Origin of the sequence: Shewanella canadensis (assembly GCF_003966225.1) — a bacterium.
Lineage (GTDB): Bacteria > Pseudomonadota > Gammaproteobacteria > Enterobacterales > Shewanellaceae > Shewanella > Shewanella canadensis.
Genome location: NZ_RXNU01000024.1, coordinates 19,354 through 40,626 on the forward strand (window position 1 = coordinate 19,354; position 21,273 = coordinate 40,626).

General features: G+C 44.8%; 18 protein-coding genes and 1 tRNA gene. 9 read left to right on the forward strand and 10 right to left on the reverse strand.

The features are described 5' to 3' along the window. Positions 1 to 76: 76 nt before the first annotated feature. Complete coding sequence (locus tag EKG38_RS23785; RefSeq protein ID WP_126523376.1) at positions 77 to 1,309, forward strand: HD-GYP domain-containing protein; 1,233 nt, start codon at positions 77 to 79, stop codon at positions 1,307 to 1,309. 52 nt (positions 1,310 to 1,361) lie between these two features. Here the strand turns inward: EKG38_RS23785 and EKG38_RS23790 are convergent, their stop codons facing one another. Together EKG38_RS23790 and EKG38_RS23795 are read right to left on the reverse strand one after the other, a co-directional pair. Further along, complete coding sequence (locus EKG38_RS23790; protein WP_126523377.1) at positions 1,362 to 2,000, reverse strand: LysE family translocator; 639 nt, start codon at positions 1,998 to 2,000, stop codon at positions 1,362 to 1,364. A 136-nt stretch (positions 2,001 to 2,136) separates the two neighbouring features. Next, positions 2,137 to 2,973 (reverse strand): AraC family transcriptional regulator, encoded by an 837-nt coding sequence (locus EKG38_RS23795; protein ID WP_126523378.1) that lies wholly within the window; start codon positions 2,971 to 2,973, stop codon positions 2,137 to 2,139. Positions 2,974 to 3,134: 161 nt separating this feature from the next. Between EKG38_RS23795 and nadE the strand changes: the two genes are divergently transcribed. Then, positions 3,135 to 3,965 carry an NAD(+) synthase gene (nadE, locus tag EKG38_RS23800; RefSeq protein WP_126523379.1) on the forward strand — a complete coding sequence of 277 codons (831 nt, stop codon included), beginning with the start codon at positions 3,135 to 3,137 and terminating at the stop codon, positions 3,963 to 3,965. Between the two features lie 44 nt (positions 3,966 to 4,009). Here nadE and EKG38_RS23805 read toward each other — a convergent pair whose 3' ends face one another. Then, positions 4,010 to 4,489 (reverse strand): DUF6942 family protein, encoded by a 480-nt coding sequence (locus tag EKG38_RS23805; RefSeq protein ID WP_126523380.1) that lies wholly within the window; start codon positions 4,487 to 4,489, stop codon positions 4,010 to 4,012. 429 nt (positions 4,490 to 4,918) lie between these two features. Between EKG38_RS23805 and EKG38_RS23815 the strand changes: the two genes are divergently transcribed. After that, a complete protein-coding gene (locus tag EKG38_RS23815; protein WP_126523381.1) occupies positions 4,919 to 6,388 on the forward strand; it encodes an alpha/beta hydrolase in 1,470 nt (489 codons plus the stop codon). A gap of 5 nt (positions 6,389 to 6,393) precedes the next feature. On the opposite strand, the gene EKG38_RS23820 is transcribed toward EKG38_RS23815, so the two are convergent. The 3 genes from EKG38_RS23820 to EKG38_RS23830 all read right to left on the reverse strand — a co-directional run bounded on the left by EKG38_RS23820 (position 6,394) and on the right by EKG38_RS23830 (position 11,207). After that, positions 6,394 to 8,574 carry a diguanylate cyclase gene (locus EKG38_RS23820; protein WP_126523382.1) on the reverse strand — a complete coding sequence of 727 codons (2,181 nt, stop codon included), beginning with the start codon at positions 8,572 to 8,574 and terminating at the stop codon, positions 6,394 to 6,396. A 270-nt stretch (positions 8,575 to 8,844) separates the two neighbouring features. Continuing rightward, positions 8,845 to 9,420, reverse strand: a complete 576-nt coding sequence (efpL, locus tag EKG38_RS23825) for an elongation factor P-like protein EfpL (RefSeq protein WP_126523383.1) — start codon at positions 9,418 to 9,420, stop codon at positions 8,845 to 8,847. A gap of 215 nt (positions 9,421 to 9,635) precedes the next feature. Continuing rightward, the gene (locus EKG38_RS23830; RefSeq protein WP_126523384.1) at positions 9,636 to 11,207 is read right to left on the reverse strand and encodes an ATP-binding cassette domain-containing protein; all 1,572 of its coding nucleotides are present in this window, start codon (positions 11,205 to 11,207) and stop codon (positions 9,636 to 9,638) included. Between the two features lie 336 nt (positions 11,208 to 11,543). On the opposite strand from EKG38_RS23830, the gene EKG38_RS25040 reads away from it, so the two are divergent. Next, positions 11,544 to 11,711: a hypothetical protein gene (locus EKG38_RS25040; protein ID WP_185826944.1), complete on the forward strand. Its 168-nt coding sequence runs from the start codon at positions 11,544 to 11,546 to the stop codon at positions 11,709 to 11,711. A gap of 4 nt (positions 11,712 to 11,715) precedes the next feature. Here EKG38_RS25040 and EKG38_RS23835 read toward each other — a convergent pair. The 3 genes from EKG38_RS23835 to EKG38_RS23845 all read right to left on the reverse strand — a co-directional run bounded on the left by EKG38_RS23835 (position 11,716) and on the right by EKG38_RS23845 (position 14,148). Then, positions 11,716 to 11,792, reverse strand: a tRNA-Pro gene (locus EKG38_RS23835). A 269-nt stretch (positions 11,793 to 12,061) separates the two neighbouring features. Continuing rightward, positions 12,062 to 13,846: a DUF3413 domain-containing protein gene (locus EKG38_RS23840; RefSeq protein ID WP_126523385.1), complete on the reverse strand. Its 1,785-nt coding sequence runs from the start codon at positions 13,844 to 13,846 to the stop codon at positions 12,062 to 12,064. A gap of 86 nt (positions 13,847 to 13,932) precedes the next feature. Beyond that, positions 13,933 to 14,148, reverse strand: coding sequence for a YejL family protein (locus tag EKG38_RS23845; RefSeq protein WP_012142156.1), 216 nt, complete (start codon positions 14,146 to 14,148; stop codon positions 13,933 to 13,935). A gap of 367 nt (positions 14,149 to 14,515) precedes the next feature. Here EKG38_RS23845 and yejK point away from each other — a divergent pair, with 367 nt between their 5' ends. From yejK to EKG38_RS23860, 3 genes are all read left to right on the forward strand, one after another. Then, positions 14,516 to 15,547 carry a nucleoid-associated protein YejK gene (gene yejK, locus EKG38_RS23850; protein WP_126523386.1) on the forward strand — a complete coding sequence of 344 codons (1,032 nt, stop codon included), beginning with the start codon at positions 14,516 to 14,518 and terminating at the stop codon, positions 15,545 to 15,547. 374 nt (positions 15,548 to 15,921) lie between these two features. Further along, positions 15,922 to 16,803, forward strand: coding sequence for a 6-carboxytetrahydropterin synthase (locus EKG38_RS23855; RefSeq protein ID WP_126523387.1), 882 nt, complete (start codon positions 15,922 to 15,924; stop codon positions 16,801 to 16,803). A 47-nt stretch (positions 16,804 to 16,850) separates the two neighbouring features. Beyond that, positions 16,851 to 17,684 (forward strand): M23 family metallopeptidase, encoded by an 834-nt coding sequence (locus EKG38_RS23860; RefSeq protein WP_126523391.1) that lies wholly within the window; start codon positions 16,851 to 16,853, stop codon positions 17,682 to 17,684. A gap of 124 nt (positions 17,685 to 17,808) precedes the next feature. Here EKG38_RS23860 and EKG38_RS23865 read toward each other — a convergent pair whose 3' ends face one another. Further along, a complete protein-coding gene (locus EKG38_RS23865; protein WP_126523388.1) occupies positions 17,809 to 18,618 on the reverse strand; it encodes a phytochelatin synthase family protein in 810 nt (269 codons plus the stop codon). Between the two features lie 156 nt (positions 18,619 to 18,774). Here EKG38_RS23865 and EKG38_RS25305 point away from each other — a divergent pair, with 156 nt between their 5' ends. Both EKG38_RS25305 and EKG38_RS25310 read left to right on the forward strand, forming a co-directional pair. After that, complete coding sequence (locus EKG38_RS25305; RefSeq protein ID WP_246033256.1) at positions 18,775 to 19,593, forward strand: TonB-dependent siderophore receptor; 819 nt, start codon at positions 18,775 to 18,777, stop codon at positions 19,591 to 19,593. A gap of 15 nt (positions 19,594 to 19,608) precedes the next feature. Further along, positions 19,609 to 20,871 (forward strand): TonB-dependent siderophore receptor, encoded by a 1,263-nt coding sequence (locus EKG38_RS25310; RefSeq protein ID WP_246033257.1) that lies wholly within the window; start codon positions 19,609 to 19,611, stop codon positions 20,869 to 20,871. Positions 20,872 to 21,273: the final 402 nt, after the last annotated feature.

Consider the following 21,273-nt stretch of genomic DNA (forward strand, 5'->3'; position numbering starts at 1 on the left):
TACTTTTACTCGAGTAAGATTCGTTAATCCTGCAAGGTAAATATCGAATGTTCAGTTATCGATAGAGAGTATTGTTATGTCAAAAAATCATAGAGTTGATTCAAACCATCAAGATAAAGAGATCCCCATAGCTAAGCTAAAACCCGGTATGTATGTCGTCTCAATCTCGAGCGAGAATGGGAGTGTCAGCGTTAAATCTGAAGGGTATGTGCTAAATGCCTCCAGTATTAATCAGTTGATCCAATCCGGGATATCCCATGTCGTCGTCGACCCCTCCAGAGAAAAGAAAACAGAAAAAATTGATAAAGTATTGCCGGATATAGGCGCGAGTGCTTTAGATAAGAAAAGGGAAAAGCCTGAGATCTCTCTCGAGCAAGAGATGAAAGCGGCGAATAAACTCTATGACAATGCGAAAAGTTTACAGCAGAAGATGATTCATGCCATCACCGAGGGCAAAGTAATCGATGTTGAAGGAATACAAGAAAGTACCAATGCTATTGTTGATTCAATATTCAGAAATCAAGATGCGCTCTCCTGTTTATCTCGTTTAAGGATTAAAGATGACTACTTAGTGGAGCATTCGCTTAATAGTTCGATCTTAATGACGATATTTGCAAAGCATCTGGATGTCGACAGAGCGACGATTGAACAACTCGCCCTTGGTGCTTTCTTGCATGATATTGGTAAGGTGATGATCCCCGATGAGATCCTCTGTAAACCGGGTAAACTCACATTGCCTGAATATGAGATTATAAAGAACCATGTGTCTTTGGGCGTCAATATTTTAGAAGATACGCCGCATATCTCCCATATGGTGATGAGTATGATAAAGGAGCATCATGAGCGCATCGACGGCAGCGGCTACCCATTACAATTAAGCGCCGACTCAATTTCAAAGTACGGCCGTATGATCGCAATCGTAGACAGTTACGATGCCATGACGGCTGAGCGGGTGTTTAAGTCCGGGGTTCATCCGATCACCGCGTTTAAAAACCTGATTAAAGAGTCTCCTTCCTGTTATGACGATGCTCTGGTAGAGCAATTTATTCAATGTTTAGGCGTCTATCCTGTTGGCACTCTTGTCGAACTTAACAGTGGCAAGCTTGGCCTGATTAGTCGATTAAACAAGAAGAAGCCGCTACACCCTTATGTTCGTGTTTTTTATAACACCCGATTAAAGCAAGCTATTGCAATGGAAGAGGTGGATCTGAGTCGTTCAAAATATAAAGACCAGATCGATCGCTGTATTAAACCTGAGGAATTTAACATTAACCTGCTCGGTTTCTTTAAAGCCGCGTTTCTTGATTGATGAAGCTAAATGGACAGAGGCGCGCCATCAAGAGGTTCTCTTAACATTAGGCTCAGAACAGCCCGGACACAATAATGAAGGCTACGCTGACAAACAGGAGTCCGGTGAGTAGGTTGATGACAGGCGTAGCCTTGCGGATCGTCTGTTGTATGGAGGGCTTTGACAATACTAATGCGATAAATACAAACCAGAATAAGGATAAAACCAGCAAAATAACGGCTGCGCAAACCTTTGTCGCCAGGCTCACTTCAGGGGTTATCATGGCAGAGAACAGGGTGATAAAAAATACCATGGCCTTTGGGTTAAGCAGGTTAGTGTACAGGCCCTGCATAAACCCTTGTGATGGCGTTAATTGATTGAATATTTTTGTCGTTTCTTTCTCTACGCGTCTTGCCTTAAAGTTCTGTAGGGTACTGATTATGGCATTTATCCCCATCCAGCCCAGATAACTTGCCCCTGCCAGCTGCACGATAATAAATAGGGTATTTGAGCTTTTAATCAGCAGGCTGACTCCGGTTAAACTCAACAGGGTGTGCAGCAAAATAGCAATGGAAATACCGACCGCAGAGGCAACGGCGGTCACTCTTCTCTCTTGGCTGGCCATTTTTACGACTAACGCAAAGTCTGGGCCCGGACTGGCCAATGCGACGCTGTGAATGACGGCAAGTGAAACGAGTAAACTAAGATCCATTAAATTATCCATAAAGTAATTATTGTAGTCATCATGCCGTGTCTCGATGCGCCGTGATAGGACAAAATTGCGCTGAATAAAAACAGCCATATCTGGTTTGAGTCGGTTTGAGTCAGAGTTGGTTTGAGTTAGTAGATTAAACCACTCGCCGTTGAAAATTAGCGGGGGTGATCAAATAGGCTTGCTTAAAGGCTTTATTGAGATGGCTCTGATCAAAGAAGCCGACTCGATGTGCGATATCCGCAACATTCCCACCTTTAATTAAGGCTTTTTTGGCATACTCGAGCCGCACCCTCTTGAGGTAAGCGTGGGGTGTCATTCCTATCGATTGCTTAAACCTCCTTAAAAACTGAAATTTACTTAACCCAACAGTGTTTGCCAGTGTTTCGAGTAAAAATTCCTGGCCCGGATCGTCATGAAACATGGCCATGACCTCCTTGATTTGGGACTGAGACAGAGCGTTATTATTGTCTGCGGTTTGTTCAGGTACGTTACCGTGGCGTAGAAAAAGCTCGGTGGTGAAGGCCATCATGCTGGTCTCTAACTGTAAACTACTGAGGTTGCTTTGATGCTGAGTCAACATCATATGAAGCTTTAAAAATGCCTGATATAGATGAGTATCATCGATTAAGGGGGTATGAAAGAAGCCCTCCGCTTGACTCATCTCCTGACTTATTTGAGACACATAATGAAGTGGAACAGACATCACATGGACTTGGTATCCTTCAGAGGTATAGCTTTGACCATTGTGGGTTTCGTCGGGGTTGAGGGTTGATATCAATCCCGGCCCCAAATGATAAGCACTGCCTCTATGGGTATATTGCTGACAACCGCTTGAAACCACACCTATGTGATAATCGAGATGTACATGTCTGTCGAACTCAAATTGCTTAAAATTGGCTCGGGTCAGCTCTCCCCCTGATAATGCAGGGTTATGCCAATATTGAATACTCTCTTTGTGCATAATGTTCATCTGGATTCGGTTAAGCGATCATTCTAACGTTAGCCTAAGGCGGTCTTCTAGTAAATAATTGCAGCGCCGATTTAAACCCCATCAGATAACCGTGTATTTCATTATTAAATAGCTCATAATATCTAACTGGCTAATTTGAAAACCCGATTGGAGCTCAGCTTGTGAAAGGACAGATTTTACGTGAAATGAAAGTACAACCTGCTATAGAGCCTGAATATGAGGTGCAAAGACGTGTTGCTTTTATTAAGTCTAAGCTGAAAGAGTCGTACACTCATACTTTGGTACTTGGGATCAGTGGTGGTGTCGACTCAACGCTTGCCGGTCGATTATGCCAGTTGGCCGTCGATGAGCTAAATGGGGAGAGCCAGCAGACCGGTTATCAGTTTATTGCCGTGCGTCTGCCTTATCATATTCAGAAAGATGAGCATGAAGCACAGCTAGCCTGTGATTTTATCTCTCCGTCGAAGCAAGTATCTGTAAATATCCATGATGGTGTCCTCGGGACCCACCATAACACGCTTAATGGCCTCGAAGCTGCTGGTGTTGACCTTGCTCAGGTTGATAATGTCGACTTTGTAAAAGGTAACGTTAAGGCCAGGATGCGCATGATAGTGCAGTATGAAATAGCCGGGTTGACCGGTGGACTGGTTGTCGGTACCGATCACAGCGCGGAGAATATCACCGGATTCTATACCAAGTGGGGAGACGGCGCCTGTGATCTGGCACCGCTGTTTGGATTGAATAAACGTCAGGTTCGTCTGTTAGCGGATTATTTAGGCGCTCCTAAATTGTTGGTTCACAAGGCGCCAACCGCGGATCTCGAGTGTGATAAACCTCAGCTAGAAGATGAGGCAGCCCTTGGGGTTACCTATGATCAGATTGATGACTTCTTAGAGGGTAAACCGGTCGATTCTGCTGTGAATGATAGACTCATAGGGATCTATAAAGCGACGCAACACAAACGTCAGCCAATCCCGACGATTTACGACTAGCCCCTGAGTTTAGGTGGTTTTGATGTTACTCATAGAGAAAGGCGCTATCGGCGCCTTTTTATTTGCTCTCGGGTCACTTCGATAAGTCTATTCGGGTATTGTCGATAGTCTAAGTAGGGCACTTTGAGTATTCGCTCGCCATCAAAATGTAACTTCTCTTCACTATCGAGAGGTATGAACAGCTTTTCTCTCGTCTCTGACTCCAGCAGTTTCTGTGAAACGCCGCCGACGATGAAGTGCCACTCAACCAGAGAAGATAAATGAGAAGCACCGACTAAGATCTGCTCATCTTGTTTTAGCAGTTGAGTATCACGATAGTGTTTCCAATTATCATCGGGTGCCGTAATCTTTGCCATAATGGTGAGGATCTTTCGCCAATGATTTCCATTGAGTTCGATGAGCTGGGCAACGGCACCGAGATGGTTGTGATGCCAGTTTTGAGGCATCACGGGGGGAGTCGGTAAATAAAAGCAAAACTTTGCTGATGGGCTACCTAAGTTATTTATGATGGGACGATCCAACATTATCTATACTGATACGCGATAGGAGTTTGATATAAGATACTCAAAGTGTGTAAGTTATACCAATCGATATAAGAAAGTGGTCTACTCAGAGTTTTTTTTGCAAACTAATTCAAGGCGAATGGATGAGGGAATGGTGCTCCCTTGTGAAGTTTTTCAACGCAGAAGTAGGCAGCCAAAAACACTCCTGAAAGGCGAGTTTTAGCGCATCCGATGCTGTGTTAACGAGCTTAAACGTAGAATAACTATGTTCTTCACTCGTTGCGAACAACACGGATGTTGTGAATGCCCTTTATGCAGGAGCAATAAAGGGCCTTGCCTCAGAAGCGCTAAATTCTCGCTGAGCGAGCACATCTTTATACCGATTGGTATTGGCAAATGGATCGGCTCTTTTCAGTTATCAGGCTTTCAATACCGTCTTCAAGGGAATTCATGAGAACGATAGTTATCGGTTCGACTAAGCATCTTATTCTGGCGCTCATTTATGCTTCGCTTGGGATCGCTATCGCATTGCTTACCGTCGGAGTTTGGTTGTTAAACTCCAGACCAGATCTTGATATTTGGCATACAACACAATTGACTTCTGAGTATGACAGAAGGCTTGAACTTACCGGTTTTACCGAGTATCAAGAGCTTGAAAAGCGGCTTTTTGAAGAGCTTGAGACCGAGATCTACAGTCACACTACAGGTCCACATTCATCAATATTAAATCGCTATGTACATGGCAGTTTAGCCGATCCTAAAAAGTGGCGAAATGATTGGAATCGAACTTACGAATGGCCGCTACCTGATGCCAGGTTTGGTGTTCTGCTGCTTCATGGCATGTCTGACTCTCCCTACGCCTTATCCCACGTAGCAAAGCATTTTAAGGGGGAGGCGCATCTGCTTGGTTTGAGATTACCCGGACACGGCACCATACCTTCGGGGCTGGTGGCGCTTGAGTGGCAAGATATGGCATCGGCGGTATCACTTGCTACCCGGCATATGCGAGAAGTACTGAAAGGGCGGCCACTCTATGTGGTTGGGTTTTCGACAGGGGCAGCCTTGGCGTTAAACCATGAATTGGAGCGACTCTCGAAAAACCAGGAGATGGATTACGCCGGGATGATATTTATCTCTCCGGCTATAGGTTTACCTCCCGTGGCAGCTGGAGCTAAGTGGCAAGCACGTTTAGGACAGATGTTAGGGTTAGAAAAACTCAGTTGGAATAGTATTCAAACGGAATACGATCCGTTTAAATATAACTCTTTTGCGGTGAATGCTGGTGATGTGGTCTATCAACTAGCCGAACGTAATCAAGCTATTATGGATAAGCTGTCGGCGGAGCAGTTATTGACTATACCGCCCATATTATCGTTTCAGTCTATCACCGACGCGACCGTCTCGAGTTTGTCAGTTATCTCCGATCTCTATCTGCGATTGCCTGATAATGGTCACCAGTTGGTGATGTTCGATATCAATCGAACCCAGGTGAATATGAGCTTGATACCCTATGATCCCTTATCTGCATTGAATGAGCTGATAAGGGGCCAAAATTTACAATTTGAGTATACCTTGATTGAAAACCTTAATGATTCAGATGAAAGCCTAAGTCGGGTACAGGCGACAAGTCACGTTTTTGATCGTCTCCCCACTAGCACATTGTTAACACAGAGATGGCCAAGAAATGTCTATTCTCTGTCCCATGTAGCATTGCCATACCCTATGGAGGACAGTCTCTATGGTCCGGAAGGAGTGCATTTTGTAGAGCGTGTTCAAATTGGTGCAGCCTCATCGAGAGGGGAGAGAGGCGTTTTGAACGTATCTGCCGATGAAATATTAAGACAGAAATGGAATCCCTTCTTCCCATATACTATCCAAAAGATTGATGACTTCTTGTTATCCCTTGATATTGAACCTTGATATTTTTACGCTGAGGGTTGGGTATCGGGGATTGAGATGATGACGCGATCCCTTCCTTGGTTCTTAGCATTATATAAATTCTGATCGGCCTCTTTAAACCAGGTTTCTAACGATTCACTATAACTCGCATTGGACACTATAGCGCCGATACTCACTGTCATGGTCATGCTTGTATTACCCTGTGGATTGTCAATTTGTAACTGACTGATCGTACGCCTGAACTCATTAAGGTGCTCTTCAATCATGAGCACATTACACAGGGGCAGGATTAACAGAAATTCCTCTCCACCATATCTGGCTATGACATCGGTATCCCGTTTGAAAAACTGCTTCATTTTATTGGCAATAACACGTAAGCATTCATCACCGCCTTGGTGCCCATAGGTGTCATTAATGTCTTTAAAATTGTCGATATCGAGAATCGCCAACGCCATGGCTTCATCACTTCGGTGACAAAATTCCTGTGTCGTACGGAATTTGTCTTCGGCATAGCGGCGATTATACAGCCCGGTTAACTCATCGCTTTCGGCGAGTGATTGAAGTTTCTTATTCACCTTTTCAAGTTCAAAGGTACGTATTGCCACTTTCTCTTCCAACTCTAACTGATGACTTATCAGTTGCTGTTTACTCTGACGCAAGCTTTGAAAAAGGGTCAGAAATTCGCGGGGAGACTCCTGATCGATATTATAATCGCTCGCATCTTGATATCCCTTTTCTGCAAACTTATTTGCCAAGATACTCAAAGGGGTGGTTAACCTTTGGCTGATAACGCGGGTCAGTATGATAGTGATGATAAGTGAAAGCATCAGGATAGCAAAAGTGGTGAGGTATTGAGTCTCTACTGTTTTCAATAGTGGCGCGAAGGGGTGAACAACATATAGCTGCCAGCCGTTGTTGAGTGTGTAGCTGGCATAGACAAATTCAGGGTTTGGGTTATCGATGTCGTGTAGGTTGAGCATATCTAAATTGGTTTTGTACTTTTTGCCACTCTTAGCCCTGGTGAATTGTGACAATGGGGCAAGACTAAGAGGAGACGATGCATAGATGACCCGGTCATTCTCGTCGACGATTATCATCGACTGTTGGTGATGATTATGGCTCGCGCTTTTTTTATCGATATCAGCAAAGGTCTTCAGGTTCAAAGAGCCTTCGATAATGCCTATGGGCTGATTTGTATTTTCACTTTGATAGATTGGCGCACTGACCGCGACGATGGGATCGCTGCCAAAACCTCTTCCTAGAAAAACGGGGGAGACGTAGGTTATCTGGTTGAAAAAAGCCTCCTGAAAGTAATGTCGGTCTTTAATATTTAAATTGTTAGTGTTTTCCTTATCATGATTAAGACGGGAAAAGGGACTCGCAGAGACGATTTTTGCATCGGCATCGGCAACCAGCATAGTGATGAAACCAGGATAACTTTGGTGAAGTTTTGAGAGTCGATTCTGCCAATTTTGACTATTCGTTTGAGACAGACTAAGCAATCTTGATGCATTATCTATCGCTTTCTTATGAGTATCGATAAATACTTCTGTGGCCAGACCTAAATGTGTTGCTGAGTCCTGTAAGCTTTGCTGAAGCCTAGCTTGCTGTTTTTCTATCATCTGGTGATTGAATATTAATGTCGAGCCTAGCAGAGAGATGGTGAGGACTAAGGTGAAGCTATAGGTGAGTTGTGCATTAAAGGTTCTGCGTTTTTGATCTTTTACCTTACCTTCTAAATTCCAAAGTGAAGAAAACAAGGTGACCACGAGTGAGCCAAGCGCTGCGTAGATTAAACCATTGACCCCTTGTTTAAGCGTAATAAATGAGATGTGACTCTCGGGTTGGTTGGAAAACAGAAGGATATAAGCGTAAAAAAGTGGCATACCGATGACCAGCCAATAACCAATGTCGGCATAAAGAGCGTAAATATCTTTTCTGCGGGCGTAACCCAGCCAGATGGCTTCCAGGCTAAATAATATGAATACATGCCAACTCCCCCAAGTGATAAAAAGACCAATAGCGCAAAGTATGGCAGTGAGCAGGGCGAACCAGGGGCCGAGCAGAATTGCCGAAATAACGACGACAATATTTCCTAAGATAAGCTGAACATTACCGAAAAGGGGGATAGGGTATAGGTTAGCCAATAGGCCCATCAGGCCTAGTACCAGAGATATTGTGAAATGTTGTCGATTTATTTTGAACATAAAGCCTTATAATTATTGATATCATGGCTAATTATAGATGCTAGCGGCTAAAACCAAGTTACTCAATATAAATGTAACATGTGGGGCGTTTTTGCTTAAAAAGCAGACAGCCCTAGTTCGATGCGTTCCGAGAGCAGGTGTTCATAAAGTGGATAAATACGAATGGAGATAAAAGTTCGGGGGGTCAACCGGAGACGATGATTTGCAGCCCGATCTAAGCCGCCGCTTGGTGAAGCCGGCAGCTTAATAAAGGCTCAGAATTTTTTCAGCTTATTTAGAATCTGCACGACTCATAAATTTATGCTCGGCAGTATTAATCTTAATCTTCTCACCGTTTGCAATATATTCAGGAACTTGTACCGAAAGACCGGTAGAGAGGATGGCAGGCTTAGTGCGTGCACTGGCAGAGGCGCCCTTAATGGAAGGATCTGTCTCAACAATGACCAGCTCGACGTTAGCGGGAAGCTCGATAGCCACAGGTGTCCCATCGACGGTAAGTACTTGCAGCCCTTGAGTCTCTTCATTAATAAAGAGGATCTCGTCTGCAATCGAGTCCTTATTGAAGTGGTAGGGAGTATAGTCAGCGATATCCATGAAAACATATTCATCGCCATCAATATAGGAGAAGCTCACTTCGTGGCGGCTTAGGTCTGCCAAATTGATCATCTCATCGGCTTTGAAAGTATGATCGAGTTTCGACCCGGTTGCCACATCGTACATACGCATGCGATATAAACTGCCACCGGAGCGACCTTGCGGTACAGAACGTTCAATGTCTCGGATGAGATAAACATTATTGTTAAACTCGATTGCGGTATTCTTTTTTACGTCACTAGCCTTAGGCATGATAAAGATCTCGAAAAATTCAGTGGCAGACAAAATATCATGAAGTTAGTCAGATACCAATCCAGCCTTGACCAAATCCAGCGGATTTGTGCACCAAAGCCCTGCGATTACCCTTTAATCTGTCGTTTATTCATCTTGCATTTTCGTTAATCAAATCCGTGTTATCTGACTAGGTTGAATAATACTCAACACTTGCGAATAATACATGCAAATAGTCAGTCGGAAAGTGCTTGGGTGGCGGTGACGCCAGACTCTTTAATAAACTCTTTATCGTGACTGACCAATATAAAGCTCCCCGGATACCGGTTAAGCGCTGCAGCGAGTAACTGTTTCGAAGCGATATCTAAATGATTGTCGGGCTCATCTAGCAAGAGTAAGGGAAGAGGGGTTTGATGAGTGACAATCAAAATACAGAGTTTCATCTTTTCTCCGCCACTAAGAACACCGACATTCCGGTTAACACTCTGCCCCCTGAATCCTATTCCTGCAAGTAGGGTTCGTGATCGAGTATCTGGGAGAGCCGGGCAGTAATGGCTGATATTTTCTAACAGGGATACCTCAGGCTTGAGCAGGTCAAAATATTGGTCCAGATAGAAGAGGGGGGCGTTTAGATAAACCCGACCACTTGCAGGTTCCAGCTCGCCTGATAATACTTTCATCAGGGTCGATTTACCCATACCATTATTACCTGACAGGTGGAGTTTATCCCCTGTAGACAATAAAAAGTTTAATGGGTTTACCCCTTTATAGGGCAGGATTAGCTCCTCGACGCGGATCTGGAGATGTTGTTTCTCTATGACCGACTGCATGTGTAATGCTTGGGGTTTTAACGTTTCTCTTTGCTGAGTTAATTGAGATATCGTTGCGTCATTCAGACTGAGTTGCTTATCTCTTTGGATTGCCCTGGCGGAAGCGGATTGCTCGGCTCTGTCACGCATGGTATTGAGTAACACCTTAGCCTGACTACCTGACCTTCTTAATCTTGTACCACCTGCGGCTCTCCTTTGCGCTTTTTCGTGACTCATTTGAGTTTGCTGTCGGATCTGCTTATGCTTAAGTTTTTCGTTGGCAAGTTTGCGGTCTATGGCGGTTAACTGGGCTCGCTTTTGGGCCTCATAACAGGTGTAATTACCACGGTATTGAGTTAGGCCTAAGGTATTTAACTCAAATATTACTTCGACATGCTTAAGCAGTTCACGGTCATGGCTGACGATGAGTATTCGTGCGCGTGATTTTTGTATCTGCTCAATGAGCCAGTTTTTCCCTTGGTTATCCAGATGATTTGAGGGTTCATCTAGAATGAGCAGTTCAGCACCTGAATTAAATAGTTTTTGCAGGCGTAATTTAGCCATCTCTCCACCACTTAATTGAGCGCAAGGGCGGTGGATAGAACGGGATAAATTGATAGCGCTAAGCTGGCTCTCTAAAGTCTCCCTGATATGCCAATTATCGCCTATGGTGTCGATATCCTCTAAGGAGGCTTGGCCTTGCTCTATTCTGCTTAGTGCGAGTAGCAGATGCTCTACCTCCATAAATTGCGCGATATTTTGCAGTTTCTTCCCGCTTGGCTCTTGCTGCCTGAAGTAGCCTAACTTAGCGCGACAAGAGACAGAGCCTAAATCTGGCTGGCATTCTCCCGCCAATATTGAAGCCAATACAGACTTTCCTGCGCCATTGCGGCCGACAAGAGCCGTTAATTTAGAATCAATGGATAATGAGAGTTCACTGAAAAGTCTCTCGCCTGTGTTTAACTTAAACGATACTCGATGAGCATGTAATATTGGCATAGCGCCTCCTGATAGCAACTTACAAAAGATGGATCAGGGGAGGCCTGTCTGCATAAGAAAGATCGTTCGTTCTTAGCAATTTGTTTATGCCTTAAGGATCTTCTGACTGAGACGACTATTAAGCTGTTAATAGCCGAACACGGACAATAGAGATACTTGAGCTGCGCCTTCTAACCCTGAGGTTCCATAAAAATTAAGATGGAAAACTTAGAGTTAGTTGTTCATCGAGGCGAAGACTCCAATAATAAGGATAGGAAAATTGACGCGCCAGTCTCAAGGGGAGAGTAGGCACTTATACCGATTGGTATTAGTGGGATGAATAGTAAAAGGCGGTGAATGAAAAGTAAACGTATTTTGTTCTTTTTAGAATATGGTCTGGCTGGCCATCAATTTAAGTTACAGACAAAATGGTGGGTTTGCTCGGTAGAAGATGCCTGCTGCACATATGTGGCTTTTAGGCCGGAAAGCAAAAAGGCAGAACTCTTTCGAATTCTGCCTTTTTAGAATGTGGTCGGGATAGCAGGATTTGAACCTGCGATCTCTTGTCCCCCAGACAAGCGCCTTACCGGACTAGGCCATATCCCGAATTCGCAATTTTTAGTTGCCTCTAAGCAGTTTTACTTGGGGGCTGCTTAGTTGAGGCAGAACTTTATCAACTCAATTACGCTTCTGCAAGCCCTTAGTGATGACTGATGATTTAATTGCTTAGTTTGTATACTTAATATGTGTTTCCGGCTATTTATACCACGATGTGCCGTTTGCCCTTAGCCGTAAAATCTAGTCGTAAAATCCACTGTCATGCACACTATCGGCACCGGCATGAGTTACCGGTGCTGGCTCAGTTAAAGATACGACTAATGATGATACATCCTACGGCCTTCGCGCATCACTTCGATAAGCTCTGGTGCACTCATTTTTTTGCGCAATCTTTTATCGAAGTTTTCATCATAGATACGGTATTGCCCGTGTCTGTCGATCACGGTGATCTCTGATTTTTGATAGATACCAAAGATACGGCTATCCCCGATATAAACCCAAGATTCGGTATCCGGTTCGAGTAAGCTTCTACCCGCGCTATAATCCGTTGCCGCATTGGTACAGCCCAACACTTGGGTCATCAATGTCGGTACTATTCCATAATGGCTGGTGCGGTAGTTGACATGTTTGCTCGTAGCTTGTCCTGGCCAATGAATGATCATAGGTACATGAACATTGGCTGGAGACATATTTCTTCTCGCTTCATCGGGATTACTGGTGAACAGCTTGCCGCTAACGCCAGTAATGATGACTAATGTATCGTCTGAAGTGGCTTCGAGCACTTCTTTTAGCTTCTGATCGATGAAGCTCAATGACTGCCTGTATTGATTGAACAATACCCGTTGAGCGGGTTTCAGCTTTTTATCGGCCTTGACGGTTTCTATGCCTAAGAAACCGACTGGAGTGTCGTAGGTTTCAGGAGAGCGTAAGTTTAACATTCCAAACCAGGGGGTTGTCTGGGTGGCTTGCCAGTTCTGAAATGCTGCAACAGATTGAATGTCCGCATCGGCATAACTGTCGTTTACTTTCGATGTGGTAAGTTCAAAATCGGCGAAAATCGCACCAGGTTGTAACTCAGACTCTTGGGTTGCGAACAGGCCTAATTGATAGTTTTGTTGCTTGAGTGTTTGCGTCAATACCGGGGTTGTATGGTTTAGACCGGCTGCATTGATGTAACTGCCCTGGAGTCCATAGAGGATGGAGAACATACCACTATCATATTGAGTGCCACCGCTTAAGTGCTGATGGAAAGACTGATTGTCTTCACTGTATTGGGTCAGGTAAGGCATGGTATTGACGTCGACCATGTCGGCTCTGAGATTATTAATGGTGATCAGTAAGATATTTGGTTGTGCTTCAGCACTACACTGCAATGGTGTTATCGGGTAGTTTAAGCTGCTTCTAAGATCTGAGCCGCGACGAGTCGTGTTTTTACCCTCTATACCATGGCTCTCCATAAACGAGCGTGCAGTAGCAGGGTAGGAGAGTGGGTAGGCGTCGTCCAATTGAGTGATCTCGGAAATATCGGCTGCATCGGCCCAGATATGGATCAGATGACTACTGACAAAACAGATACCGACGAAAGCCACCACCTTATTACCACAATTCACCTTATGAATTTTTTCAATTCGTTTCCAAAGGAAGTTGGCTAAGGTGAGTTCTAAAGCGATGATCCCAAGGGGTGTAATAATATAGGAGGTACCACGGAGCAATGCGTTGAGATCGGCCCAAGCCAGATCAAATACAAAGGGACTCAGATGGAGCCCATAATCATCATAGATGATGGTGTCATACAATAAGATACACAGGCTGAGCGTGGCAACGACTGCAGCAAACCCTCGTAATATTTTGGAGTAAGGCAGCAATAACGTGACCGGAAAAACCAGAACCAGATAGACGATGAAAGCTAAGAAACTGAAATGACCAATCGTGCTGATGGCAAGGTAACACCAACCCAACAAGGTTTCCGGATAGCCGACGCTATCGAGATAGCGGATCCCCACGATCATTGCGAGAAAGCCGTTGAAGAAGGCAAACCAATGTCCCCAACTAACTAGTCGTGATACGCGATCGCGTACCATCTCTTTTTTACGCTTGACCATGTGGCTCCGCTTACTGATTTAGATGCTGATGTATCTTAAGTGTTTTTTACTGTGATGTGCTAGTTTTTCAATCAGTAAAGACTGAATTAACCTTTAACAGATTGCGCAAGTGCCTTAGAAAATTGCTCTGCAACGGCAGCTCTCGCTTCTTGAGGAACTTTGCGAGCCAAAAGATCGGTGACGCAGTTTCCAAGCACCATGAGTCTCAGGTCGGTAGGGGCCTGGTGCTTATCAAGTACGGCGCTGACTTCGGCGATAATTGATTCAACTTGTGTGTTTGAATATTTAGATTGGATAGCCATATTTAAAACTGTTTCGCTTTGAAAGATATTTGGGGTCTATGATAACCGAATTTTCATAGGATCTCGATATCAATACGCAGAGTATATGCACTGAACATCGAGGGGCGGTATTCAATGAGTATTCAATTAGTATTCGAGTTAATACATCCAAGATCTTGCGCTTGAAGCGCTATCTCAATTGGGGCAATATAGGCACAAATTTTATGTTTGTGGATGGGGCTTTTACTCGTCTGCTACAAACTCCATTTTATGTGGCCGGTGTCTATTGTGTCATTAACCTGTTTTGCTAAAGGTTAAATGTCTCAGGCTTTACAAGCGGTAGTGAACACAGCTATCGGCTACTCAATCATTATTTTTATCGAGGCTTATGAGTATTAACGTCGAACAAGCAATTATTCACGCGATTTCACAAGACCGTGAAGGACAGTTAAGCTGTCGATTGCGTCCACAGCCGCTTCTTAACAGCGAAGCCGTTGAAGCCATGCTCGAAGAACTTCACCAAACTTATACTACCAAAGCAGGTAAAGGTTTTGGTTACTTTGGTACTCATGGCGAAGACGGCGAGGCCAATCCAAAGTTTGAACAGGCATTGACCGAGTACCGTAATGGTGAGTTAGGTTTTGTCGAGTTTTCAGGTCTTGCAGGCAAACTATTGCAAGAGGAACTCTCGAAATATGACTTTAGCCAAGGCGGTTTCTTGTTGATGTCTTGCTATACCCATATGACGAGTGACTACCTTTATGTCTCATTACTGAATGCAAAATCGTCAATGACGGTATTAGATGATATGGAGTTGTCGCAAAATACCCATCTGGATCTGAACAATGTGCAACTTGCGGCTCGCATCGATTTGACCGAATGGCAGGCCGATAGTGACTCAAATAAATACATTTCATTTATTCGTGGGCGAGCGGGGCGTAAAGTTGCTGACTTTTTCCTCGACTTTATGGGGTGTGTGGAAGGGGTTAATACTAAGGCGCAGAACAAGCAGCTGATGAATGCGGTTGAAGATTTTGTTGCAGGTAGCGAGTTGACCAAAGACGAGCGTCAGCAGTGTCGTGAGAAAGTATTCGATTATTGTACCGAGCGTTGTGATATCGGTGCCGATATCGAGATTAAAGATCTGGCTGATGAACTTGCCGATAGTGGCATGGACTCTTTCTATGATTTCGCCCAAAGTGGTGAATATGAATTAGAAGATGAGTTTCCCGGTGATAAGCCAACCTTAAGACAGTTGAAGAAGTTTTCCGGTACCGGCGGCGGAGTTACCCTAAGCTTCGATGGTGCGCACTTGGGCGAACGTGTGATGTATGATCCTATCTCTGACACCATCATGATCAAAGGGGTTCCGGCGAACCTCAAAGATCAGCTCGATAGACGCCTTAAGGGCGGTAATTGATAGAGCGGCTAATTGGTTGACACATAGAGGCCAATTAGCCGTCACTGTTGTTAAAAAGAGCGCCCTTGGCGCTCTTTTCGATCTTGTCCCTCATTAATCTGAATTCTTTGTAGAATTTTTCTTATTTAGTAGCCAACATGCCCCTATAGCCAATGAGATCGTTTGATTTTCACACTTTTTTATATCGGACAACGAAAACTTGTAAAAGCGGGCTAGAATTAGCTTGTAAACGACTCGAAAAAATCTATTCACCAAGGTAAACTTGCCAAATATGAAACGAGGAGACGTTCTTCTCTATTCAATGGATATTTTGTCCCTTGGCCATCGCCGATAGGACGTATACAGGTAGACTGTTTTTCTGCCTAGGAGAGTAAATGCAACTTTTTGTCAGAGATTTAACCGTAATCGATTTTTCATACTTATGCCCGATACGCGGTATGGTGGGCGAAAGCTGGACAGTCGATGTGCTCCTCGATGGTGCCTTAGATGAACAAAATATGGTTTTGGACTTCTCTAAAGTGAAGCGCACCATAAAAGACACTATCGATGATATTGCCGATCATCGATTACTTATTCCTACCGCATATAGTGATGTTCGCTGGCAACAGCAAGGGGATAGGGTATGGATGGATTTTAACAGCCTACAAGGTGACATCCATTTAGCCTGCCCTCAACAAGCCTTCGCATTGATACCGAGTGAAATTATCGATTTCGATAGTGTGAATACCTTCCTGCAGAAGGCGTTAAAGGAAGCCCTGCCTGACAATGTTGACGGTATTGCCCTGACATTGAGAAATGAGATACACGACGCCCCCTTCTATCACTACTCTCATGGCCTTAGAAAGCATGATGGAAACTGCCAACGCATAGCCCATGGACATCGAAGCCCGATAAATGTGTTTGAAAATGGCATGGCAGCCCCTAAATGGGATGAATATTGGGCCGAGCGTTGGAAAGATATCTACTTAGGCAGCGAAGAGGATGTGGTTAGCGTCGGTGAACTGACTCTCTCGCCTCAGGCTAAAGTGTCCGATGATACTCACTTTGGTTTCCATTATCAGGCGCCACAGGGAGACTTTCAGTTGGCCATGCCTAAGGCTCGTTGTGAGATCATTCCCCATGATACGACAGTAGAGTTACTGGCCGAATTTATGGCAAGTACCTTAGTGGAAAAGTCTCCCCAGAGTGAGTTTAAAGTGATCGCTTATGAAGGTATCGGCAAAGGCGCGATATCGGTAAAGGGCAACCAAGCCTAGAATAGTTTTTGTTGGAGCTGAATTTGAAATACCTGACGTCTGTGTCGCTGACACTATTATCTCTGGTGACGACGAGTCTGCTAATCTCATCTGAGGTAAGCGCGCAAGTGTTACTCACGGGGCAAATGGAGCAAGGCGCCTTAATTCGTGGTCAAGTAACACCGGGCACAACTGCATTTTTAAATGGAGAAGCGCTGAAGGTAACGCCTCAGGGGGATTTTGCCTTTGGTTTTTCCCGGGATGCTGAACTCAAACAGGAATTGAAACTCGTTTATCCCGACGGTTTAACACAAATTAAACCGCTATCGCTTCTTGCCAAAAAGTACAAGATAGACAGACTGACCGGGATCAGTAAGAAGATCATGAAGCCGGATCCTAAGGCGCAAGCGAGGGCGGCGAAAGACAGTAAGCAGGTGAAGGCGGCAAGGGCGCAATTTTCAGATAAAACGGCATTTAGTCAGGAGTTTATCTGGCCTCTGACAGGCAGAATATCTGGCGTCTACGGCAGTCAGCGTGTCTATAACGGTAAGCCGGGCAACCCTCATTACGGGGTGGATGTTGCGGCTAAAACCGGAACGGTTGTGGTCGCACCCGCCGATGGGAAAATCAGCCTTTCGGTGCCCGATATGTTTTACTCGGGTGGGACCATTATTTTAGATCATGGTTATGGCGTGAGCTCGAGTTTCCTGCATCTCAGTAAGTTATACGTTAAAGAGGGGCAGGAGATAAAGCAGGGACAACCCATTGCCGAGGTTGGTGCTACGGGTCGTGTAACCGGACCACACCTCGATTGGCGGGTTAACTGGTATCAGATGCGATTAGACCCAGTGACCATAGTGCCCTCTATGGCCACTGTGCTTAAACAGCAAAAGAGCCAATGACGCTGGTCTGAAAAGATTTAGCTAAAGCTTAAAGAAAAAGCCGCCTCTATGAAAATCGAGGCGGCTTTTTTGTCTGCTGTTCTTAATCAAACTGTTGTTTAACGTGTTGTTATTTAGGGGCAACTCAACTATCTTCTGAGATAACAATAAAGCCACGGCTATTTTGCTTATCTATTCTTGCCATTGCCTGCATCAGCTGTTTGCTCTCAACCCAAACCCAGGTTTGGAAGGTATTGGATACGTCCATGATAAGAAATGAATCAGATGCTGCATGGTACGCGGCCAATGGCGAAAAGTGGCCGTCGCCTCTTTGATTCAAGGGCTTTCTGGAGTAATTGATGATGACGAATTGCTCATTGTTGCTCAATGCATCGATGAGGTGCTGTTTAACCTTGATGCTGTACGTCTGGTCAAGGAGTTTATCTTCGGCAACATAGGTGGTTTGTGTTTTAAATTTTAATGATGCTGCCAGAGCATCAAGATCTGAAAGCTTCATTCCATAGTCACCCTCAGAGTCAGAGTCTGAAGGTGCCCCCATGATCTCTATTCGGGTCTTACCCTGGCCGGTTAAAATAGATTCTTGTGTATAGCGATGGAAAAACGGACTCCAATCTCCCTTTGGAAAGAAGCGCCTTTCCTGAGTACTGATCCGGCTTTCATCCAATGGGATGTCGGTGGCATCTCTGTCTACCCTCAGCGTGTTGGCCACTATGGCCATAGAAGCTACGCCACAAAAGACCTTATTTGATTGTCCTTCGAAGTGAGGAGTGAGTGCATAAAAATCGTGTTTAACTCTGGCTTGTTCCAGCCTGCTTATCCCCTCATTACTGTTCCAACTGACAAGTTCATCGGCGAAGCTTGGCGCCTGGTTGAGTAACAAACCAATGAGAAGGATTAACAGGCTAACAGTGGTTCTGCGTATTGTCGGGTTCATGTTCTTGAGTCTTTTAGAATTTAATTTATATCTTAGGGAGATCTGATTTACTAATCATTAATAAAGCTCTTAGAAAAGATTAGTGATAGAGAGCCAGGCAAACTGGCGTTTTTTACGCATAACTCACCGCTTGGTGAGAGTTCTATAGGAGCTTAAATGCATCCATCTAATAGCGCAGCTTTAATGGCTTTCTCGGCGCTGACCTCTTCATCAGTCTATGCACACGATCACCATGATGAGATCGAAATAATCTCCGTCATGGGGGCGAAACAGGCTCTATCTTCAAATAGCTCGGCGATGAAGATGGATCTGAGTCAGCTTGAAACCCCGGGCTCAATTTCGGTTTATAACCAGGATCTTATCGAGGCGCAGGGTGCAGTGTCCCTGGGGGAGGTGCTGAAGAATGACGCGAGTGTTTCAACGGGGAATGTCAGGAGAGGGCGCGAGCGTTTCTACATGCGCGGCTTCGTATTAGAGCCCGATCAGAGCTATCTGCGTGATGGTCAGTTTCACCTTTCGCGCTACTCTCAACCCATAGAGCTCTACGAGCGTATCGAAGTATTGAAGGGACCTTCGGCACTGCTATACGGTAAGTCGACGCCGGGCGGTATGATAAATTTAGTGACAAAGCGGGCTCAGGAAGAGGAGTTTCACTTTAACTTTCAGCAAGAATTTGGCTCGTTCGGCTATAACAAGTCGATGTTGGATGTAGGGGGAGCCCTGAACGAGAGTGGCAGTATCAGAGCCCGTTCAATTCTGTCTAAGTCGAGCGAAGACGGTTGGCGTGAATATAAAGATGGCAGCAAGGCGACTCAGGAGCGCTTTGTCGGTGCCTTGATGCTAGAGGCTGATCTCAGCGATGACACGGTATTGAGTGTTAATTATGATCGCACCGAAGATGAGGGGGGGATAGACATGGGTCCCCAACATATCAGGAATAAGACAAACGGTAAGTATGAACTGGCGGGAAAGTGAGACTACATCTGGGATATGCCATGGTCATCGCGTGACTCCAGTGTAGAAAATATGGGGTTCACCCTCAACTCATACCTCAATGATGACTGGACTATCAGCGCAGGCTTTAATCGGCAACGACATCAACGTCAGACGACAGAGAGCCTATACGGCAAGGTCCAGAATATGGATCTCGGCGTTGGTGAATATGCACTGCGTGGCAGAGACACCTACGAACAATACGATGTGTCGACCGGCTTCTTCGATTTTAAGGGGGAGTTCTATACCGGTGACGTACACCACAGAATGCTCATCGGCTCGAGCGTGGTCGATTATCAAAAAAGTGGTATGCAGAAAAAGTTGAAGATAGCCGGTAAGGTAAACATCAACGACGCAATCACTATTGGCAAGCCAGAGGAGCTGGATTATCGCAATGGCACAGCGCTGAAACAGGTTCAGCGAAAAACCTACGGCGTTTACATTCAGGACCTTATCGAATTCAATGACAGCTGGCACCTGTTGGCTGGTGTCAGGTTGGACAGAGAGGAGAGTCAGGAGGCGACCCATAACAACATCTTACCTAAGTTAGGCGTCATGTATCACCCGACACCAAATACGACTCTGTATACTACCTATAGCGAGAGTTTTGAGCCCAAAGATCCTGTCAGTGAAAGCGATGACATTAACTTTGGCAAGCAACTGGATGCCGAAAGAGGTGAGTCATTGGAAGTGGGCGCTAAGGGTGAGTTTCTCGATGGTACGCTCTTAGTTACAACTGCGGTTTTTGATATCGAAAAAAGCAACAAGGTGGTTACCGAAAAGAGAGAGAACCAACCATCCATAACGACTCAGAGCGGTAAAGTTCGCCATAAGGGGGTTGAGTTTTCGATCGAAGGTCAGCTGAGTGATAACTTATCGATACTAAGCTCTATGATGTACCTCGATGGTAAGATTATCAGTGACCCCAAGTTTGCGGGAAAGCGCTCTAAAGACACCCCAAAATTCAGTGCCAGCACTTGGTTTAATTACCGTGTGGGTGATAACAGTCAACTCTCTGTCGGTGCCATATATGTGGGTGAACGCTTCGGAGATACGCCTAACTACTTTAAGAAAGATGCCTACGTTAAAGTCGATATGGGCTTTAGCCACACCATTAACTTTGCCAATGAACAGCAAGGTATTATCTCGATCAATATCGATAATCTGTTCGATGAGGATTACCTGCGAGGTGGCTGTAATAACAGCGCGATGTTTGGCTCTGCAAGATCGGTAAAGGCCTCATTTCAGTATAAGTTTTAGTGTGTGGGATTTAAGCTGAGCGGTTAATATCACAAGTTTGTCAGCCTTCGAATGAAGGCTGTTTAACAGCCAGTTCGATATCCCTATCTCTCGCTCGGTGAGTTTCACCTTGTGAAACCTCGCCATGCTGTCAACGACCACTGCCGCATCTACACTTGGTGATTTCCCCTCTTCGATTAGTCTTTATAGCTAGGCTTCGTAGCTCGTTTATGCCTCAAACTGAGTTAACGTAATTACTCAGTTGCGGAGCAGCCCACTGAGCTTTAGATACTTTTCCGGCTCTTCTCCGCTTAGGTGAGTCGACTCATATCAAAGATCGTAAATAACATTATTATTTATAACACTTTTTTGTTTGTGAATAAGTGAATATACCTTGTCATCATTATCATCCGCCCTATTTAG